Origin of the sequence: Pseudoalteromonas sp. CO325X (assembly GCF_004208955.1) — a bacterium.
In the GTDB taxonomy this organism is placed as follows: domain Bacteria; phylum Pseudomonadota; class Gammaproteobacteria; order Enterobacterales; family Alteromonadaceae; genus Pseudoalteromonas; species Pseudoalteromonas ruthenica.
The window spans coordinates 164,456-182,743 of record NZ_SGPG01000032.1 but is presented as its reverse complement, the minus strand read 5'-3'; the positions used below and the strand labels follow the sequence as shown (position 1 = coordinate 182,743).

Below are 18,288 nucleotides of genomic sequence, written 5' to 3'. Positions count from 1 at the left end.
TAGAATTTGCCGCCACACGTTATCGTTTGGTGGCGGCACACTAAGACACAGTGTTCAACTTCAGCCACCACAAACTAGGGGCAACTTATGTCAGATAAGCTTTATATTACCGCACAGCAACTATTGGAAGATTCGTTTCGTGTTGCTGCGCAAGTCTATAAGGACGGCTTCCGTCCAGATTTTATTATTGGTATTTGGCGCGGTGGTGCTCCTATTGGGATTGCTGTACAAGAGTTTTATGATTATAAAGGGATAGAGACCGATCATATCGCCGTTCGTACCTCTTCTTACTATGGTATTGGTAAGCAATCGAAAGAGATCAAAGTACACGGTTTGCATTACATCATTGAAAATGCCAATGCAGGTGATTCACTCCTGATTGTGGATGATGTATTCGACTCAGGACGCAGTATTTTTGCATTAAAAGAAAAGTTAGCAGAATTGATGCGTTTGAATCTGCCTAAAGACATTCGCGTAGCTTGCCCATACTATAAGCCGAAAAATACTAAAGTTCCTATGAAGCCTGACTATTACATTCATGAATCGGATGAGTGGCTGGTGTTCCCTCATGAACTTTCAGGGTTAACCACTGAGGAATTGATTGAAGGTAAATCGGATTTAGCCAACATTAAAGACTTATTAGTCGATTAAAAAAAGCAGCGTAAGCTGCTTTTGTTTATCCCATTTTTACAACCCAAGTGGGGGCAAGCTTGTGCTCTGAGCTCACTTACGTGAAGCTTTCTACAAACTCCTCTAAAGCTGACACATCAATTGTTTGTAAGCCTTCTTTACTGCGTACAATAAGCCCTTTATCAACCAGCTCGGTAACCACGCGTCGATAAGCCCGCTCTGTGGTGGCAAAGCGCTCAGCCTCGGCGCTCACAGTGGGATAGGCGCGTAACAAGGTAGGGTTGTTGTTTTGTGCCCGCATTAAGCAATCTTTGGCAATATTATAGCTTAGCGGCAGTAACAGTTTATCAAGGTTAACCTTTTGGTTTTCCTGAAACTTCGCGGCTATAGTTTGCGCTGTGTACAAGCTCAGTTGGGGGTTCTCTAACAATACTTGGCGCCAATGCTTGAGCTCAATAAGGTTATAACTTACATCGCTAAAGCAGGTTACGGTATAGATACAGGGCTGATTGTTGAGCGCTTCTATTTCCCCAATAAGGGTGTTGTTGCAATCAAGCTGACCTAAAAGCAAACGTCGCCCATTGCCCACATCGTAGCTAAAAGACACGGTACCGCTGCGCACCAGTACCAGCTTTTTAAGCGGTTGATCTTGGTGTAATAGCACTTCCTTTTTTTGCTGCTGGTAGCGATTGCCAGTGAAATGAAGTAGCTGCTCTACCAAGTCGGTAGAAAAATGATATTGAAACATAGTCAAAACTCGTTGGGACAATTGTCCTTTTTGTTACACCAATATGTCGCTACGATGAAAATGTAGCGTTTTTTATGCCAATTTACGCACAGAGACTGAGTCCGTCATAGGTTTAATCATTCCCGTGTTTACTTATTCGTTTTTACTCAGTGGTGTGAATTGGCTTTTTTATCTTATTCTCGCGATGTCGCCGACAATGGCTTATAACAAGCGAGGTTTATGCTAACTTAAAGCAGAGGAGAGAACAAATGACCTGGGAATATTTAGGCTATGTCGCTTCTGCTTTGTTAGTTACGTCACTGGCGATGAGCGATGTCGTGAAACTGCGTTGGTTTAATCTCGCCGGCTGTATCGCGTTCACTGCCTATGGGGTCGCCATTGCGGCGTGGCCAGTGGCACTGACCAACGCCTTACTCTCTGTTGTTAACATCTATCACTTGCACAAATTAGCACAGGCTAAACGTCAAAGCGCAGGCTGACGCTGGTAGCGACGCTGGCCTGCCAACCAAGTTTCTAACACCTTGGTTTGCCATACCTGTTGCACCGGGGCATGAATAATGTCGGTGTCGACAAGGATAAAATCTGCCCACTTGCCTTTTTCTAAACTGCCAACCTTAAACTCTTGGAAGGCGCTGTAGGCAGCGTCTAGTGTGAATGCTCGCAAAGCTTGTTCGCGCGAGAGCAATTCTTTAGGACGCCAACCTTGCTCAGGTAAGCCTTGATGGTCTTGACGTGTGATAGCGCTATAAAGACCATGGAAAGGGTTCGCAAGCTCCACGGGAAAGTCTGAACCCGCTGCCACACGAGAGCCTTGCTCTAGAAATGTGCGCCACGCATAAGCGCCTTCTAGCTGTGAGTCGCTCAAGCGTTGCTCGGCCATATGCATGTCAGAGGTGGCATGAACCGGCTGCATAGAAGGAATAATCTTAAGTGCTTTAAAGCGCGGGATATCATCGGTATCAACAATTTGCGCATGCTCAATACGGTTACGTAGCAAAATACCACCTGTGCGTTTAAAGACATTCTCGTAGGCGTTAAGCACTATTTGGTTGGCTCTGTCGCCTATAGCGTGGGTATGAGCGGAGAAACCATGCTTAAAGCATAAACTGAAAATATCCTCGAGCTGTTGTTGGTCCTCAAGCATCAGGCCTCGATGCCCCTTTCTGTCGGCATAGTCTTGCAGTAGGGCGGCACCACGAGAGCCTAGCGCGCCATCCGCGTACACTTTCACACTGCGAATAGCCAACATGTCTTCATTATCATCGACTTTACCAGCTTTGAGCATGGCTTCGAGCTTGGCATCGGTGGCCCCGAGCATAGCGTAAATGCGCAGCGGAAGGTTGTTGTCTTTGGCACGTTGTTTATACAGTTGCCAAGTATCAAAATCGATGCCGGCATCATGGGCGCTGGTAATACCTAAGCTTAATAAATGTTGACCGGCTTTATCTAAGGCTGTGGCGAGGGCTTGCTCGCTGCGCTTGGGAATGTGTGCTGTGATCAACTGCTCTGCTTTATCTATAAACACGCCGCTCGGATTCCCTTGAGCAGTGCGTATTATCTCACCTCCGGCTGGGCTTGTTACCTCACTATCAAGACCTGCTAACTCCATGGCTTTGGAGTTGACCCAAATAGCATGACCATCTACGCGACTTAATACCACGGGTCTGTCGCTTACGAACTTGTCTAAATCTGCGGCACTGGCGAAGGTTTTTCCAGGCCAAAGTTCCTGGTTCCAGCCACGACCTATAATCCATGGCTGTTCAGACTGTGCGGCGAACGCTTGAAGACGCTTTCCCACCTCTGCAACCGAGGTTGCACCGCGTAAATCAAGCTGCATTAGGTTTTGCCCTAAGCCAATGATATGACCGTGTGCATCGATAAGGCCAGGAAGTAGCACCTTACCTTGGCCGTCGATGCGCTTTGCATCTGGGTAGCTTTTACTAAGTTGTGCTTTGCCGCGATTGATCACTCGGCCATCTTTAATCACTAAGGTTGCAAAGGTCTCAAGCTCGCCTTTTTGAGTGGGTGTATAGCCTTTTATGTTATGAATAACCGTGGTTTGTGCCAATACTGTGCAAGGTATAGAGCACATCATTAATAGTGCAACGAGTTTGTTTTTCATCATTTTTATCCTCTGTTAGCAGCTTTGTGAATGTAGCAAATTTATACGCAAGGGAACAGCCGGGAAGGGGAGGATAATTAAGCAGCAACAAAAAGGGCCGCTAAAGCGGCCCTTATCATCAGCACTTGGCTGTTTAAACCTTAAAGCGGTCTACAGACTGACGCAGTTCTTCAGCGAGCTTGGCCACTTCAGTACTTGACTCTGAAGTCTGGTCGGCCCCTTGAGCTGTCTGCTCAGCGATAGAAACAATTTGCTCCAAGCGCTCACTTATTTCTTGCGACACTTGCTGTTGCTCCATCGCTGCCGATGAGATTTGCTCGCTCACATCGTGTGCGGTGGCAACGGCGTGAGTGATTGAGTCTAGCGCAGTGGTTGCATGTTCACTTTGCTCAACACAAGACTCGGCTTGTTGACGGCCTTTCGACATCGCTTCTACAGCAGCTTGAGCGCCGGTTTGCAGCGATTCAATCATGTTTTGAATCTCTTGCGTCGACTCTTGTGTCTTACTTGCCAATGAGCGTACTTCATCAGCTACAACGGCAAAGCCTCGCCCTTGTTCGCCTGCTCGTGCGGCTTCGATGGCAGCATTCAATGCCAGGAGGTTAGTTTGCTCGGCAATGCCACGAATAACATCCAAGATACCGCCAATTGATGCGCTGTCTTGATGCAGCTGATTAATAACCTGTGAGGCGTTATCAACTTCAATAGCCAACTGTTCGATAGTCTCTTTGTTTTGGTTAGAGATCCCTTTAACACGACTAGCTTCGCTGTCGGCATTCTTAATCTCACTCAGTGCTTGTTGAGCACTGTCGTTCACCGCCTGAGAAGTACTACTCATTTCGGTTGTGGCAGTCGCGGCTTGCTCTACCTGAGCGCGCTGCGATTGAATTGCGTGGCTTGACTCAGAGGTGATGGTCGACGTCTGCTCTGATGCTGCAGCAAGTTGCGTTGAACGCGAGATGATGCCCTGAATCAAAGCTCGCAAGCTGTCAATTAGGGTATTACAACTGCGTGCCAGCTCACCGAATTCATCTTGTGCACTGTCGTCTAAGCGCTGCGTCATATCTCCTGAGGCAACAATATTAAGCACGCTGTTTACCTCACTCAATGGTTTAGTAATACGGCTTACGGTGAAATAAGCAACAATCACTGCGATGATGGTGGCTATGATCATGCCTAACCAAGTCCACAGGTTAGCGGCACTGACATCAGCACGTACACCTTCTTGTTGCTTGAAGGCAAGGTTATTCACTTGCTTCACTAAGGTGGTCAGGTTTTTGATCGCCTGCTCAGTGGTTACTTCTGAGTTTTCAAGATTAACCGTGGTTTTATCTAAGGTGTTAAGTAATTCCAACTTGTTTGCGGCAAGTGAACTTGAGCCTTTAACCGCATCGCTAATGGTACTCACATAGGTATTTAAATCACTGTACAGCGACGCATCTTTAGCGCTTACAGCTTCTTCAATCAGTCCCATTGAGCGTTCAAGCTCGTCCATATAAAACAGCTGGTCGTTCTTAATAATTTCCAGTGTTTGTTTATTCTTAACAGACAGAATATCGTTGCCTGTGGTGGCAATCGCGGTGAGGTTATTTTCCAATTGCGTAACTGCCTGGTAAGCGCGTGGTGAGTCTTCTTCTAGGCCGTCTAAGTCAGAAATATCAAGAACCACAGAAATGGCATCTTCTGCATTTAAGTCGATATCGTCAAACTGGCTGCGCAGTGTATTGCGAAGTGCCAGCGCTTTCGCTTTGTTGTTAAACAGCTGAGTGACTTGGCTCTCAAACTGTGTGTAAGTTTTTTCTACGGTTTGCGCGAGCTGTTTTAATTCTGGCTCATTAGCAACCACATCCATAAGGTTAGCCATGGACTTATCAAAGCGCTTTTGCTCTTTATTGTAAGCTTGCTTTAGCTCAGCAAGGGACTTTTCATCCTCGCTATTGTAGGCGCCCAATGCTGCTTTACTCATGAGCACAAATTCAACTTGTAGCTCAGAGCTTTTATCTAAAGCAGGTAAAGAAAGTTGGTTAACACTTTGCGTCGAGCTATCAATATTCGCAATGCGAACAAGAGAGTTGCCACCTATAACCAAAAGGAGGAGGGTGATAAAGATGAATCCACCCCAGATACGTTGACTCACAGTAAGCTTCATAGATGTTCCTAACTACATAAAATATCTTAACTTATCGGCAGGATTAAGGATAAATTAAGGTAACTATTGCTAAAATGTAACAACTTTTTGCGTTTTTATCAGCTTATTGCGATAAAAATTCGCATTGCTTTACAACTTTTTTCTTACTCTGCAAGTCCATCAGAGTCATGCTGCCACCCCAAACACATCCTGTGTCCAAAGCATGTACATTATCTCGCCCTGTTTTACCTTCTAGTGCCGCCCAATGCCCAAATACAATGTCAAAATCATCATGCTGACGATGGCTGTGAGCAAACCAAGGTACAAGCTGATCATCGCACCCTGGTTTACCTTTTTCTTTTAGGTTTAAAGCACCGCTGGGTTCCACAAAGCGCATGCGGGTGAAACTATTGATAGTATAGACAAACTTTTCCATTTCGCTGAGAGAATCGCACCATTTTACAGGCCTGTTTTGATACATGTGCGCGAAATAATGAGCCGCGTCTTTTCCTTGATAACAGCGCTGCGCTTGTTGCGCTTGCTCAAGAGCTTGCGTAAGTGACCAATGTGGAGACAAGCCAGCATGACATACCAGCGTGTTCAGTGGCGCTAACCAAAGAGCTAAGGGTTGGTTACGTAAAAACGCGAGTAAGGAATCAAAATCGTCGGCGGCAAATAAAGGGGCGAGTTTGTCTTTTGGGTTGGGTTCTTTATTTAATGCTGCACAAGCCAGTAGGTGTAAATCGTGATTACCTAAGGTGACACTCACACTGCCTTGCAATTGCACAAGTCGGCGCAGACATGACAGCGAGTCGGGGCCGCGCGCAACGATATCACCTACACAATAGAGATGATCTTGGCTGGGGTTGAAATTAACGCGCCGCAACAGTGCATCAAATTCATGATAACAGCCTTGCAGATCACCTATTGCATATAACGCCATGAGCTTAGTGTAAAATGTTGGGGCAGTTCAGGCGGAAAACATCAATGGGCGCCTGGAACTCATTGCCAAACTCGCTGCGCATCACGTAGTAGCCTTGCATGGTGCCCACGGGAGTTTCTAACACAGCGCCACTGGTATAACTGTAACTCTCACCCGGGCCGATGGTTGGCTGTTCACCAACCACGCCTTCACCTTCTACCTCGACTTCTTTGCCATTAGCGTCGGTGATAAGCCAATAACGACTGACGAGCTTGGCGCTACTCAGGCTGTGATTCTTTATCGTGATGTTATAAGCAAATACGTATTTGTCTTGCTCTGGCTCCGATTGACCTTCAACGTAGAAGGTCTCGACATTCACTTTAATCGCTGAATCTGTACTACTGCTTGTTGTCATATAACCAATTCGCAATCTCAATAAATTGTTGTAAACTCAGGCTTTCTGCTCGCAAACTTGGATCGATACCTAGGCTTTTTAGCTGCGCTTCATCCAATAAATTGCTCAAGCTATTTCGCAGTGTCTTACGGCGCTGATTAAACGCTTCTAAACACACGGTATTAAGTAACTTAGTATCTTTAGCGCAGCGTTGTGCTTTGTCTTTAGGCACTAAGCGTACCACGGCCGAATCCACCTTAGGTGCTGGTTTAAAGCAATTAGGCGGCACTTCAATAACAGGAATGGCATGGCAGTAATATTGTGTCATTACGCTCAAACGGCCAAAGGCTTTGCTACCAGGACCTGCGACCATACGATTAACCACCTCTTTTTGCAGCATAAAGTGCATATGCTCTACCTCATCAACAAAGTTGAATAGATGGAATAGCAGTGGTGTTGAAACATTGTAAGGCAGATTACCAAATATTTTTAATTTGGCGTCGTTGCGTAGCAGCGAGGAAAAATCGAATTTCATCGCATCGCCTTGATGTACCGTTAGCTTCGGCGCCATAAAAGGGTGGTGAATCAGGCGCTCGGCTAAGTCTTTATCAAGCTCAACCACGTTAAGGTGGTCAGTCAACTCGCACACCGGTTCGGTGATTGCGCCCAAACCAGGGCCAATCTCGACTAGGTTATCGCCCGGACGCGGGTCGATAGCGGTGACTATTTTATCAATGACGGTTTCGTCATGAAGAAAGTTTTGCCCGAATCGCTTTCGAGCATAGTGGCCTAGGTGTAATTTATCTGTCATTGTCTCTTAGCTTTTTTGCTCGCCATTTTGATTGCTTCATTTAAAGCAACGCGAAAACTGCCAGCGTCTGCTTGGCCACTCGCAGCTAAGTCAAGGGCAGTGCCGTGATCGACTGAGGTGCGAATAAAAGGAAGGCCAAGGGTGATATTTACGGAATTTCCAAAACCCTTATATTTTAACACAGGCAACCCCTGATCGTGATACATAGCCAGTACTGCATCCGCCTCATTGAGGTATTTATCTTGGAAAAGGGTGTCTGCAGGAAGGGGGCCCACTAAGTTCATACCTTGTTGATTTAGCGCTTCCAAGGTCGGAGTGATCACTTCAATTTCTTCACGGCCAAGGTGCCCGCCTTCGCCAGCGTGTGGGTTTAAACCACAGACTAAAATGCGGGGTTTGGCAATTGCGAATTTAGTACGTAAATCGTGCTCAAGAATACCAATTACCTTTTTCAAGCGATCTTCTGTAATAGCTTTGGCTACATAGGCCAGCGGGATGTGCGTGGTGACTAACGCAACTCGCAGTCCTTGTGTTGCTAACAGCATCACGACATCCGGGGTATTTGATTGTTGTGCAAAATATTCGGTGTGCCCGCTAAAAGAAATACCCGCTTTATTAATGATACCTTTGTGAACTGGGCCTGTGACGATGGCATCGAACGTGCCATCCATGTTTTTCTCACAGGCGATACGCAGAGTATCAAGCACGTATTCGCCATTTTTCTCATCAAGTTCACCAGCCACCACAGGCGTTGCTAAATCGACTTGATGGATATACAACTCACCCGCTTCGCTGGGCTGGGCAGGGGCTTGCTCATCAAAAGGCGTTAACCGTAGAGGCAGACCCAGCGCTTTGGCTCGTTGTTGCAATAGCTTAGCATCAGCAATAGCGACCAGCTGTGCGGGCCACTGCTGCTGTGCTAATTCAAGCAATAAATCCGGGCCTATGCCAGCCGGCTCCCCCGGAGTAATGGCGATACGTAAGGTCATAACCATTAATCCTCTGCGAAGATCTCAATGTGCGCTTGCTCGCGGATCTCCTGCTGGAACGCAAAGCTCTCTTCTTTGAACTTACGATTATAGAGCAGCTGCTGAGCACGGTTTTTCTTCGCTAAATCGGTTTTATCGGCGACGCGTTTATCTAACAGCTGCACGATGTGCCAGCCGAAAGTGGAACGGAACGGTTCACTGATCTCGCCTTTTTCTAGCGACATTAACGTATCGCGAAACGCAGGCACATAGGTAGTAGGGTCGGTCCAATCGTACTCACCCCCTTTAAGCGCTGAGCCCGGGTCTTCAGAGTACTCTTTCGCCAATTCGGCAAAGTCAGCATCACCGGCACGCAAGTCTTTGACAAAGCCTTCAAGCATTGAGCGTGCTTTCTCTTCACTCAATATAATTGAGGGCTTGAGAAGAATGTGACGTGAGCGCATCTCGACTGTTTCCACCACTTGGCGGCCACGCACGTCTTGTACTTTAATTATGTGAAAGCCCGCGCCACTGCGCAATGGGCCAACAATCGTGTCTTTTTTCTTACCTTTGACTGCCTCGGCAAATAATGAAGGCATTTCATTGGTGCTCATCCACCCTAGCTGTCCACCTTCGAGCGCCTTCGAGCCACTGGATGAGGCGATTGCGATACGTTTAAACTCTCGGCCTTCTTCAAGTAATTCAATAACTTTAGCTGCACGGTCTTGCGCACTGGCAATTTCCTCTGGCGTTGCAGAGCTGGGAATGTCGATAAGAATATGGCCAATATCATATTCTTCACTGTTGCCGCCTTGCTGCTCCATAATTTGCAAAAGGTTTTCAATCTCTTGCAAGCTAATGTAGATACGACGATCAACGTTAGCGCGCAGTACCTGCTGAGTGGTGATCTCTTTACGAATATCTTCACGGAATTGGGCGAAGCTTTCACCGGAAGCTTCCACTGAGCGACGCATGTCGGCAATCGTACCGCCTTGGTCTTTAGCCATGGTTGCAAGAGTTTGATCAAGCTGGCCATCGGAGATTTCTAACCCCATACGGTCAGCCATTTGCATCAGTAAGGTTTGATTGACGAGTCGCTCAATAGCTTGCACACGTAAGGCACTGTCAGTGGGAAGATCTTGACCACTTTCTTTGGCTTGTGCTTTTACTCGGTTAACAATGGCATCCACTTCACTTTCAAGGATCACCCCTTCGTTAACGATACCTACGACTTGGTCAATAAGTTGTTCTTGCGCTTGTACACCCTGAGATAACCCTAGGGCAAATAAAGTTGTTGCTAAAAAACGTCTGAATTTCATACTTTTTATTGCTTTAATTGGTAAGGAAATAGGGGCGACGGTAGCCAAAAATGCCTTCTCTAAGTAACTTTTGTGCATCATAACTGCTCTTGCCTCCAAGTCCTTTAAGGACAAATTTGATGCCGATCCCCGAGTCGAAGATGGCTTGCTCTTGGTTTATGCTTTGGTTTAAGTCCGTTTCTATTTGTCTGCGGCCAGTGATCTGCACTGCCCAACAACATGACTCATACTGTAAACCACTGAACACTTCGATGCTACGACCGGTTTCAATATCACGGTGGTAGCTGGCCACGAATTGCCAGTTATCGTCAATTGGGACACTGGTAAACATACCTATTTGCTCAATTGTATTCCCTGAGACATCGTTTGCATAGCGATGGTTCAACTGCACCAACTCATTATCGTCGCCCTTATAATCTAGGGTTACATGGGATTGGATTATTTGCTTGCCATCGGTGTCGTACTGAATGCCGCCAGAGAGGTACCAACGACGGTGCCAATGCCACATGGCCTCACCGGCGAATAGCGCGTTGTAATTGTTTTCGCCGGCAAAGTCTTGCTCTGTGGGTTTAGCAGAATCAGAGAGATAGAATATTTGCCCGACACTGAGGTTAAATAATTCCTCATTTTGTTTATCAAAGATACGCGTTGTCGCCCCGAGGGTAATTTGGTTAGCCGCAGCGATGCGGTCTACACCGGAAAAGCGACGATCGCGGAACAGGCCATAAAAGTCGTCTTGGAGCTTGGTGGTATCAAATAGGCCAATGTTATTTTGGTCTTTGTTGGGGGTGTACAAATATTGAATTTGTGGTTCCAGAGTTTGAATACCATCTTCGACGAGTAAGCTGGTGTCGCGCTCGAAGTTAAGTTGGCTGTATAGGCGAACTTTCGGTAGAGTTCTGTTTACCGTTTGCTCATACTGCGTCCCTTCAAGATTACCTTGCTGGTCATAATAAGTGTGCAGCACACTGAACTCGGAGAGAAATGACCAAGCATAACGCTCTTCACTAAAACGCAGTTGCGGTTCTATGTGCACTCGTGTGGCTTCATCAATAGTTCGTGTGCTGTTACGGAAATGGCTCAACTCGCCGCTTACTGTGGCGTCAAACCAACCCAATTTATAAGCATTTGTCTGAGTAAAACCGATGCGAGGCAAGGTTGTGTAGGACTCAAGATGGTCGCCCAGAACTTCATAATCTTGCAATTGTATATCGGTGCGCCAACGCTCACCCAAATGGGTAAGAACCCCCGTACGGGCTAAGTGGGTGTCGGTCTTATTGGCGTAATTAGAATTCAGGTCAGTGAGGTAGTTATCGTCACTCACATTAGTAATATCAACTCCTGCACGCCAGACATCACTAAAATAGCTCTGCTGCTGCCAGTGGAATAAATAACGGTTTCCAAGCTCGCGCTCACTTTTATCTGAATCTAAGTATTCGAGCCCCAGCAAGCCTTGGCTGCTCGGGGTTAAATAGCGAAACTCAGACTGCAGCTGAATGCCTTTTTTGGACATATAGCGCGGCGTCAATGTGAGGTCGTAATTGGGAGCCAAGTTGATGTAGTAAGGAGTGATAGTCTCCACGCCAAATCGGTTTGAGCTGGAAATCTGTGGTGCTAAAAACCCTGTTTTGCGTTTATCATCGATAGGAAAGGTAAAATAGGGCAGATACAACACCGGAGTATCATAAATTTTCAGCGTGGCACCGTAGGTCTCGCCCCAACCTTCTTTTTGCGAAAGAATGATTTTATCGGCGCTGATTGCCCAGGTTTCGCTATCGACCGGGCAGGTCGTGAAGCTGGCATTACTCAGCTCTAAGGCGTCCTCATTAACTTGAAGTTGTTCAGCGCCACCACGGCCTTGCTGTTGAGTGAGCTGATAATCGGCACCAAGAAGGCTGATATTAGAGTCGTTTAAGCTTGCATTTAAGCCGCGACTGGTGATTTTAGAAACACCGTCTCGGTAAGTGAGCGGTCCAGTCGCATTTAATAAGCCTTGTTGTTTGTCAATCAGTGCCGACTGCGCTTGTAAGCTCATGGTGCGCGTATTGATGTTGACGTTGCCGTCAAACTGAGCACTATCTTGGCCTATTAATTCAACATCGTCGGAAACAATTTCTACTAGACCCAAGGGTAAGTTAGGGGCTTGCCAAGGCGCAGGGCGTGAAGCAGCTAAGCAGTGCGCTACCTTAATATTTTGTGATAACTGTTTTTTATCGGTATCTGTGTGCTCTTGCGCCGAAGCGGTATTGGCCGCAAGCTCTGCTGTACGCGCAAAAACAGCGCCTGCGCTGGCACCATACAGGGCGAGAATAACCATGCCCCACAATTTATTCATCGACTTCCCTTAAACTTAATGTTGCTTGCCAAGTGCACTGGAAATAAGCATGACATAATAAAGCAATTTTTCCGTAATTACATCCGCTGACAAAGCGATGTCAGCGGATAAGGGTTAAAAATTGTTAGCGATAAAAGCGCTAGGGTATACAACTAGGTGCGCTACTGGGCCATGCTTTCGCTTGTTAGTTCGATGATTTTTCGTCACTATGTGGTGCACATTGGTTTTCAGAGGTATTTTGGTGATGTGGGGCAAGCTTCTTGGTGCCTGCTTTGGCTTTATGTTTGGTAAGTTTCTTGGCGCCTTATTGGGGCTGTTCGTTGGGCACATGTTCGATAGAAGCTTAAAGCAGGACTTTGACCGTGCTGGCGGTTTTCGTGGCTTTTTTAACCACGAAGATGTATCTCAGCGCCAAGCCTTATTTTTCTCTAGTTGCTTTGCTGTCATGGGGCACATTGCGAAGTCCAACGGTCGCGTCAACGAGATGCATATTCGTGCAGCCACACAGTTTATGGATGAAATGGGCTTAAGTGGTGAGGACAAGCGCGAAGCTCAGCATGCATTTCGCGCGGGTAAAGAGGCTGATTTCTCCATGAATGCGACGCTGCGAGAGTTCCGCGAGCATTTTGCCGGGCGCTTCGATATGTTGCAGTTATTTTTGGAAATCCAAATTCAGATGGCCTTCAGTGATGGCCACTTAGCTGAGCAAGAAAAAGCGCTGTTGGAGCAGGTCGCCAAAGGGCTGGGTGTCAGTAAAACCCATTTTAACTTTATCCTCAAACGCTACCAAGCCGAATTTGCTTTTCGCCAACAGCAACAACGCTTTCAACAGCAGCAACGACAACATCATCAAGGGCGCACATCAAGTACCAGCGATGCCGGTATGAATCGTCGTCAGGCGTTGGATATTCTTGGTTTGGAAGAGGGAGCGGATGCGCGCACTGTAAAAAAGGCCTACCGCAAGTTGATGGCGCAGCACCACCCAGATAAGTTGGTATCCCAGGGCCTTCCTGAGCATATGATGAAGTTAGCGCAAAAGAAAAGCCAGGATATCCAAGCGGCGTATGAGTACCTAAAGGCTTAGAATAAGCGCCGCAGAAAACCGTCGATTTCCGTTGCGAGGCGGTGTATTTGCTGCTGCTCACTAAGCTCAGCGAACAATGTACGTTGGCGGTAATCAAGCTTTCTGTTTTTCTCTGCCCAGAGTCGTCGCTGTGGCCGTTGCTGCGTGGCCCAGCTATGATCAAAAGGGGTGTACACGTCGAGCACCGCAGGGGGCATCACTGATAAATTGGCACTAATATGATGGTGACGCGTAGGGATCGGCAAGTAGGCGCCCACAGCAATAAACGCGTTAATATCCACCTGTAGATTATCGACAAAGTACTCACTGAGTAAGCCGGCGCTGCGCCCAGCAGCGAACACACTAACCGCTTTGCCTTGCTCTTGTGCCCGCTCTAGTAGACTAACTAGTTGTGCGCTTAAGCGCTGTTGTTCTTTATCCAACAGCTCAGAGGAGATGGCTTGTTGATAGCCAGGGACATAACTGGGTTGCGGCTGCTCGGTTTCGTCAGCGGGTTGTGGAGGCGGCTCCTGAGATTGCTGCGCTTGGCCTTGTTGCTGTTCTTCGTTAGCGTCTTGCTGAGCAGCTTCGCTCTGTTGCTCATCGTCACGTGTTGCTGGGCGGTTAATTAAGAGGTAGCTGCTGTAGCCACGCTCACTGAGCAGTGCCCGTAAAAATATAAAACCACGTTGATTACCATAGGGATCATCGATGCTCGGGATCATAAGCACGACACCGCGATGCTCTGAAGCCATATGTGGGCGAAACACCACATTAAACTCTTCCCCTTTGGCGAGTAGCGTTTGTGTCTCATCGAGGCTAGCTAAGTAATGCCTATCGAGGGCCGGGCTGGCATTGGTTGGCCATTGCACGAGCAACCCTATTAATATCAGTATCAATCGCAGCACAGACGTTAAACACTCTCTATTATTTTATATCTACATAGCTATCGGCCAGTGCCATAAAAAGTTTAGAACGGACACGAAGCGGTGAACTCCATCACCTCTTTGTTACTAGGATGGCGTAGCTGTAGCCAAGTGGCGTGTAGTTGTAGCCTATCTGCTCGCGCTTTGGCACGTTCGTGGGCGTAAAGTCTATCGCCGAGGATCACATGTCCTAGGCTAAGCATATGTACGCGTAACTGGTGACTGCGCCCGGTGATCGGGGTGAGCTCAACGCGGGTGGCGTCCTGCTCATAATCAAGCACCTGATAATGCGTGAGTGAGGGTTTCCCTCGGTCATGATCGACCATTTGCTTTGGCCGGTTTGGCCAGTCGCAAATAAGGGGCAAATCGACGCTACCACTTTGCTCTTTTAGGTGACCCTCAACCCGAGCAAGGTAACGCTTGGCCGTTTGCCGCTCTTGGAATTGCATACTTAGGTGGCGGTGTGCGGCTTTATTTAATGCCAGACAAATAACCCCGGAGGTGGCCATATCCAGGCGGTGCACAATTTTGGCGCTAGGAAAAACAAGGTTAGCGCGACGGATCACACAATCTGCATGCTTGGGGTCTTTTCCGGGAACGCTGAGTAAGCCACTGGGTTTATCCAGTACTAATAAGTCATCATCTTGGTAAAGAATGCGCAGATAAGGAGTGCGCGGTGGATTGTAGTGTAACAGCATGGCCAGCCCCGTTAGATAAGGCCGGCCATTTTAAAGAAATGCTTAGTGGCTGACAACGATTAAGCGAATGGCATCGAGTTTAACCTTGGCTTTGTCGATGTAATCATCCATTTGCTGCTTGTTATCACGATAATAACTGAGCTCCTCGTCACGAATATTCGGATTGATTTCTTTCAGGTTTTGCAGGCGAGTCAGCTCTGTATCCAGTGCCTGATGCATACTCTGTTTGGCCTGTTCACGTAGTTGCTCCATGTGCACCTGCGCCTGCTCATTGCCTTGCTCAATCAGCGGGTGAATGGCACTTTGCAATGCGTTCACAAGCTTCGATGCCGTTTGTCTGCCAACGGCATTTAATTGCTGATTAAAGGTCTCAAAGGCAACATTGGCGCTGAGGTCGTTACCGCCTTTATCCAGTAAGAGTCGTATGGGCGTCGGCGGTAAATAGCGGCCTAACTGTAACGATTTCGGAGCCATGGCTTCGGCGATGTAAACCAATTCAACAAAGAAGGTGCCGGCTGGCAGTTTTTTGTTTTTAAACAGCGCCACCGAAGCGGTGCCAAAATCGTCATCACAGATCATCTCCATCGCCCCTTCGACCATGGGGTGATCCCAACTGATAAAGTGCAAATCTTCTTGCGCAAGCGCCGTGTCTCTATCAAAAGTGACACTGATGCCTTCTTCTTTTAAGCAGGGGAAGGTGGCACCGAGCATGTGCTCCGTGGGTTTGAGGATAATGCTATTTTCGCCTTTGTCTTCTTGGTTTACACCCCAAATATCAAACACATTGATCATGTAGCTGGGCAGCTCAAAACTGTGATCTAAGGCATTGATATCCTGCACTAGGTGCTCAGACTGACCTTGGCCGCTGGAGTGCAGCTCTAATAACCGGTCACGTCCTGATTCCATTTGCGCTTTGAGCGCTAGGTAACGCGTATGAACGCGCTGTACCAGTGCTTGCAGCGGTTCATCTTGGTAGCTGCCATCAGCCAGCAGCTCGATGAGTTCATCGCCAAACTCTTGATTGAGAATATGCCCAGTGCTGGCGGTGTGTTCAAAGGCATTCAGGCCATGGTGATACCACTGCAGCAGGGTGTCTTGCGCAGTGTGTTGAAAATAAGGCACGTGAATTTTAATGTCTTCGCTTTGGCCGATACGATCTAAGCGGCCAATGCGCTGCTCTAGAAGGTCTGGGTTGAGCGGCAAGTCGAACAGCACGAGGTGGTGAGCGAACTGGAAGTTGCGCCCCTCAGAGCCAATCTCAGAACAAATAAGGACCTGAGCACTGTCTTCAATGTCGGCAAAGAATGCGGCGGCGCGGTCACGTTCAATAATGCTCATGCCTTCATGGAACAGTGCGGCCTTGATCCCCTCGCGTTCACGCAGTGCTTGCTCAAGGCTTAACGCGGTTTCGGCTTTAGCACAAATCACCAACATCTTTTGCGGCTTATTGGCGTTAAGGGTGTCGATAAGCCACTGTACCCGAGGGTCGAACTGTGTCCAGCTGCTGTCTTGGCCTTCGAATTCTTGGAACATTTTCTCTGGGAACAGCGCGCGCATGGCGTTGAGCTCAGCCGGCCCTGAGCTGCCTAAACTGCCCATTACGTTCATCGCGGTTTGGTATTGCGACGGCATTGCCATTGGGTAGGTGTGCAATATACGCTCGGGGTAGCCGCTTATGCCACTGCGGCTGTTACGGAATAAAATGCGCCCTGTGCCATGACGGTCCAGAAGCTGCTCTAGCATGCTGGCTTTCGCTTGCTCATCGCCCTTAGCAATACCGGCAAGTAGTGCTTGCGCTTCGCTACCTAGCAGGTTGGTAAGTACTTGCTGTTGTTCAGTGCTCAGAGCTTGTTCTTGGAGTACGCTATTGGCTGCGTCAGCAATGTCTTGATAATGTGACTCTTGGGCAACAAAGGCGTCGTAGTCATAGAACCTGTCAGGGTCGAGCAGTTTCAAACGGGCAAAGTGACTTTGGTGGCCAAGCTGATCTGGGGTGGCGGTAAGCAAAATAAGACCGGCAATATCGCGACTGAGCTCTTCAATGCGCTGATACTCGGTGCTGGGTTTATCCACCGACCAGCTTAGATGATGGGCTTCATCAACCACCATAAGGTCCCAATCTGCCAAGGTTGCTTGTTCAAACCAGCGCTTTTTCTTGGTTAGGAATTCTAAGCTAGTGAGCACCAACTGTTCGGTCTCAAACACATTGGGGCTGTCGGCATAGGCCTCGGCGCAGCGCTCTTCATCAAAAATGGCAAACTGCAAATTAAAGCGGCGCAGCATTTCTACTAGCCATTGATGTTGTAAATTCTCCGGCACGACTATGAGCACGCGCGCAGCGCGGCCGGTAAGCAACTGTTGGTGCAAAATCATACCGGCTTCAATGGTTTTACCTAAACCCACTTCATCGCTGAGTAACACGCGCGGGGCAAAACGTTGTCCCACCTCACGGGCAATATGCAATTGGTGCTCAATAAGGCTAGCGCGTTGCCCAATTAACCCTTTTAGTGGTGACTGCGCGCGCTGGTAGCGATGTTGCCACGTGTTGTAGCGCAGCGTGTAACGATCGAAACGGTCTACTTGACCAGCAAAAAGCCTGTCTTGAGGCTTATTAAACTTAATAAAATGATCGAGAAAAGTTTCTTTGAGTTCCACCGGTTCGTCATTATCAAGACGTTTGCCTACGTAGGTATATAAGCCATCGCTTTGTGTTACTTCGCTGACCTCAAGTTCCCATTCATCAGCACTGCGAATAGTATCGCCAGGATTGAACTTTACACGGGTAACGGGGGCTTCACTTTGTGCATAGACCCGGTTTTCCCCGCTTGCAGGAAAAAGAATGCTGACTTGGCGTCCTTCCAATGCAACTACGGTACCTAATCCTAAATCGGACTCGGTATCACTGATCCAACGTTGACCTAAGGAAAAATTCATTACTTGCTCGACTCGACTTTGATTTACCTAGGCTTGAGCGCGTTGGCCCAAGCAAAAAAGGCGGCTATATTAGCGTGCTCTTGATTGATTATCACCACAAAACGCAGAAAAGTTTCTACGCTTGTGTGTTTTATATACAGCAGCAAAAGAAGGGCGTTTTTGCAAACAAAAAAGTGTGATTTTCGCCGTCTTTTTTACTGTCATAAAAGCGTCTTTTGTAATCCATAGACTAAACTTGAAGTATGCCGTTACTGATTCAGGCTGTTTATTGAGCTGCGGCGGCATACATA

The 18,288-nt window shown here is 47.7% G+C and carries 15 protein-coding genes; 3 read left to right on the top strand and 12 right to left on the bottom strand.

The window, feature by feature from the left end:
* Positions 1 to 87: 87 nt before the first annotated feature.
* The gene (locus EXT46_RS16365) at positions 88 to 651 is read left to right on the top strand and encodes a phosphoribosyltransferase family protein (protein WP_130148563.1); all 564 of its coding nucleotides are present in this window, start codon (positions 88 to 90) and stop codon (positions 649 to 651) included.
* A 76-nt stretch (positions 652 to 727) separates the two neighbouring features.
* On the opposite strand, the gene EXT46_RS16360 is transcribed toward EXT46_RS16365, so the two are convergent.
* Complete coding sequence (locus EXT46_RS16360; protein WP_022946356.1) at positions 728 to 1,378, bottom strand: Crp/Fnr family transcriptional regulator; 651 nt, start codon at positions 1,376 to 1,378, stop codon at positions 728 to 730.
* A gap of 248 nt (positions 1,379 to 1,626) precedes the next feature.
* On the opposite strand from EXT46_RS16360, the gene EXT46_RS16355 reads away from it, so the two are divergent.
* Positions 1,627 to 1,857: a YgjV family protein gene (locus EXT46_RS16355; RefSeq protein WP_045979623.1), complete on the top strand. Its 231-nt coding sequence runs from the start codon at positions 1,627 to 1,629 to the stop codon at positions 1,855 to 1,857.
* On the opposite strand, the gene EXT46_RS16350 is transcribed toward EXT46_RS16355, so the two are convergent.
* The 8 genes from EXT46_RS16350 to lptD form a co-directional block, all read right to left on the bottom strand.
* On the bottom strand, positions 1,842 to 3,503 hold the full coding sequence (locus EXT46_RS16350; protein ID WP_130148561.1) for an amidohydrolase: 1,662 nt from the start codon (positions 3,501 to 3,503) through the stop codon (positions 1,842 to 1,844). The two genes, EXT46_RS16355 and EXT46_RS16350, sit on opposite strands and share 16 nt — an antisense overlap.
* A 130-nt stretch (positions 3,504 to 3,633) precedes the next feature.
* Positions 3,634 to 5,649, bottom strand: a complete 2,016-nt coding sequence (locus EXT46_RS16345; protein WP_130148559.1) for a methyl-accepting chemotaxis protein — start codon at positions 5,647 to 5,649, stop codon at positions 3,634 to 3,636.
* Between the two features lie 103 nt (positions 5,650 to 5,752).
* The gene (locus EXT46_RS16340; RefSeq protein WP_053911388.1) at positions 5,753 to 6,571 is read right to left on the bottom strand and encodes a symmetrical bis(5'-nucleosyl)-tetraphosphatase; all 819 of its coding nucleotides are present in this window, start codon (positions 6,569 to 6,571) and stop codon (positions 5,753 to 5,755) included.
* Between the two features lie 4 nt (positions 6,572 to 6,575).
* On the bottom strand, positions 6,576 to 6,965 hold the full coding sequence (apaG, locus tag EXT46_RS16335) for a Co2+/Mg2+ efflux protein ApaG (protein WP_022946351.1): 390 nt from the start codon (positions 6,963 to 6,965) through the stop codon (positions 6,576 to 6,578).
* Positions 6,949 to 7,755: a 16S rRNA (adenine(1518)-N(6)/adenine(1519)-N(6))-dimethyltransferase RsmA gene (gene rsmA, locus EXT46_RS16330; protein WP_130148557.1), complete on the bottom strand. Its 807-nt coding sequence runs from the start codon at positions 7,753 to 7,755 to the stop codon at positions 6,949 to 6,951. The genes apaG and rsmA overlap by 17 nt, the downstream gene beginning before the upstream one ends.
* On the bottom strand, positions 7,752 to 8,744 hold the full coding sequence (gene pdxA, locus EXT46_RS16325) for a 4-hydroxythreonine-4-phosphate dehydrogenase PdxA (RefSeq protein WP_130148555.1): 993 nt from the start codon (positions 8,742 to 8,744) through the stop codon (positions 7,752 to 7,754). Before pdxA ends, rsmA begins: the two co-directional genes overlap by 4 nt.
* A 5-nt stretch (positions 8,745 to 8,749) precedes the next feature.
* Positions 8,750 to 10,042, bottom strand: a complete 1,293-nt coding sequence (gene surA / locus EXT46_RS16320) for a peptidylprolyl isomerase SurA (RefSeq protein WP_022946348.1) — start codon at positions 10,040 to 10,042, stop codon at positions 8,750 to 8,752.
* Between the two features lie 13 nt (positions 10,043 to 10,055).
* A complete protein-coding gene (gene lptD / locus EXT46_RS16315; protein ID WP_240701155.1) occupies positions 10,056 to 12,377 on the bottom strand; it encodes an LPS assembly protein LptD in 2,322 nt (773 codons plus the stop codon).
* A 244-nt stretch (positions 12,378 to 12,621) separates the two neighbouring features.
* Between lptD and djlA the strand changes: the two genes are divergently transcribed.
* Positions 12,622 to 13,461 (top strand): co-chaperone DjlA, encoded by an 840-nt coding sequence (gene djlA, locus EXT46_RS16310; RefSeq protein ID WP_053911385.1) that lies wholly within the window; start codon positions 12,622 to 12,624, stop codon positions 13,459 to 13,461.
* Here the strand turns inward: djlA and EXT46_RS16305 are convergent.
* From EXT46_RS16305 to rapA, 3 genes are all read right to left on the bottom strand, one after another.
* A complete protein-coding gene (locus tag EXT46_RS16305) occupies positions 13,458 to 14,312 on the bottom strand; it encodes a DUF3530 family protein (RefSeq protein WP_165381148.1) in 855 nt (284 codons plus the stop codon). The two genes, djlA and EXT46_RS16305, sit on opposite strands and share 4 nt — an antisense overlap.
* Positions 14,313 to 14,410: 98 nt before the next feature.
* On the bottom strand, positions 14,411 to 15,064 hold the full coding sequence (gene rluA, locus EXT46_RS16300) for a bifunctional tRNA pseudouridine(32) synthase/23S rRNA pseudouridine(746) synthase RluA (protein ID WP_130148551.1): 654 nt from the start codon (positions 15,062 to 15,064) through the stop codon (positions 14,411 to 14,413).
* Between the two features lie 42 nt (positions 15,065 to 15,106).
* Positions 15,107 to 17,998 (bottom strand): RNA polymerase-associated protein RapA, encoded by a 2,892-nt coding sequence (gene rapA, locus EXT46_RS16295; RefSeq protein ID WP_130148549.1) that lies wholly within the window; start codon positions 17,996 to 17,998, stop codon positions 15,107 to 15,109.
* Between the last annotated feature and the right edge of the window lie 290 nt (positions 17,999 to 18,288).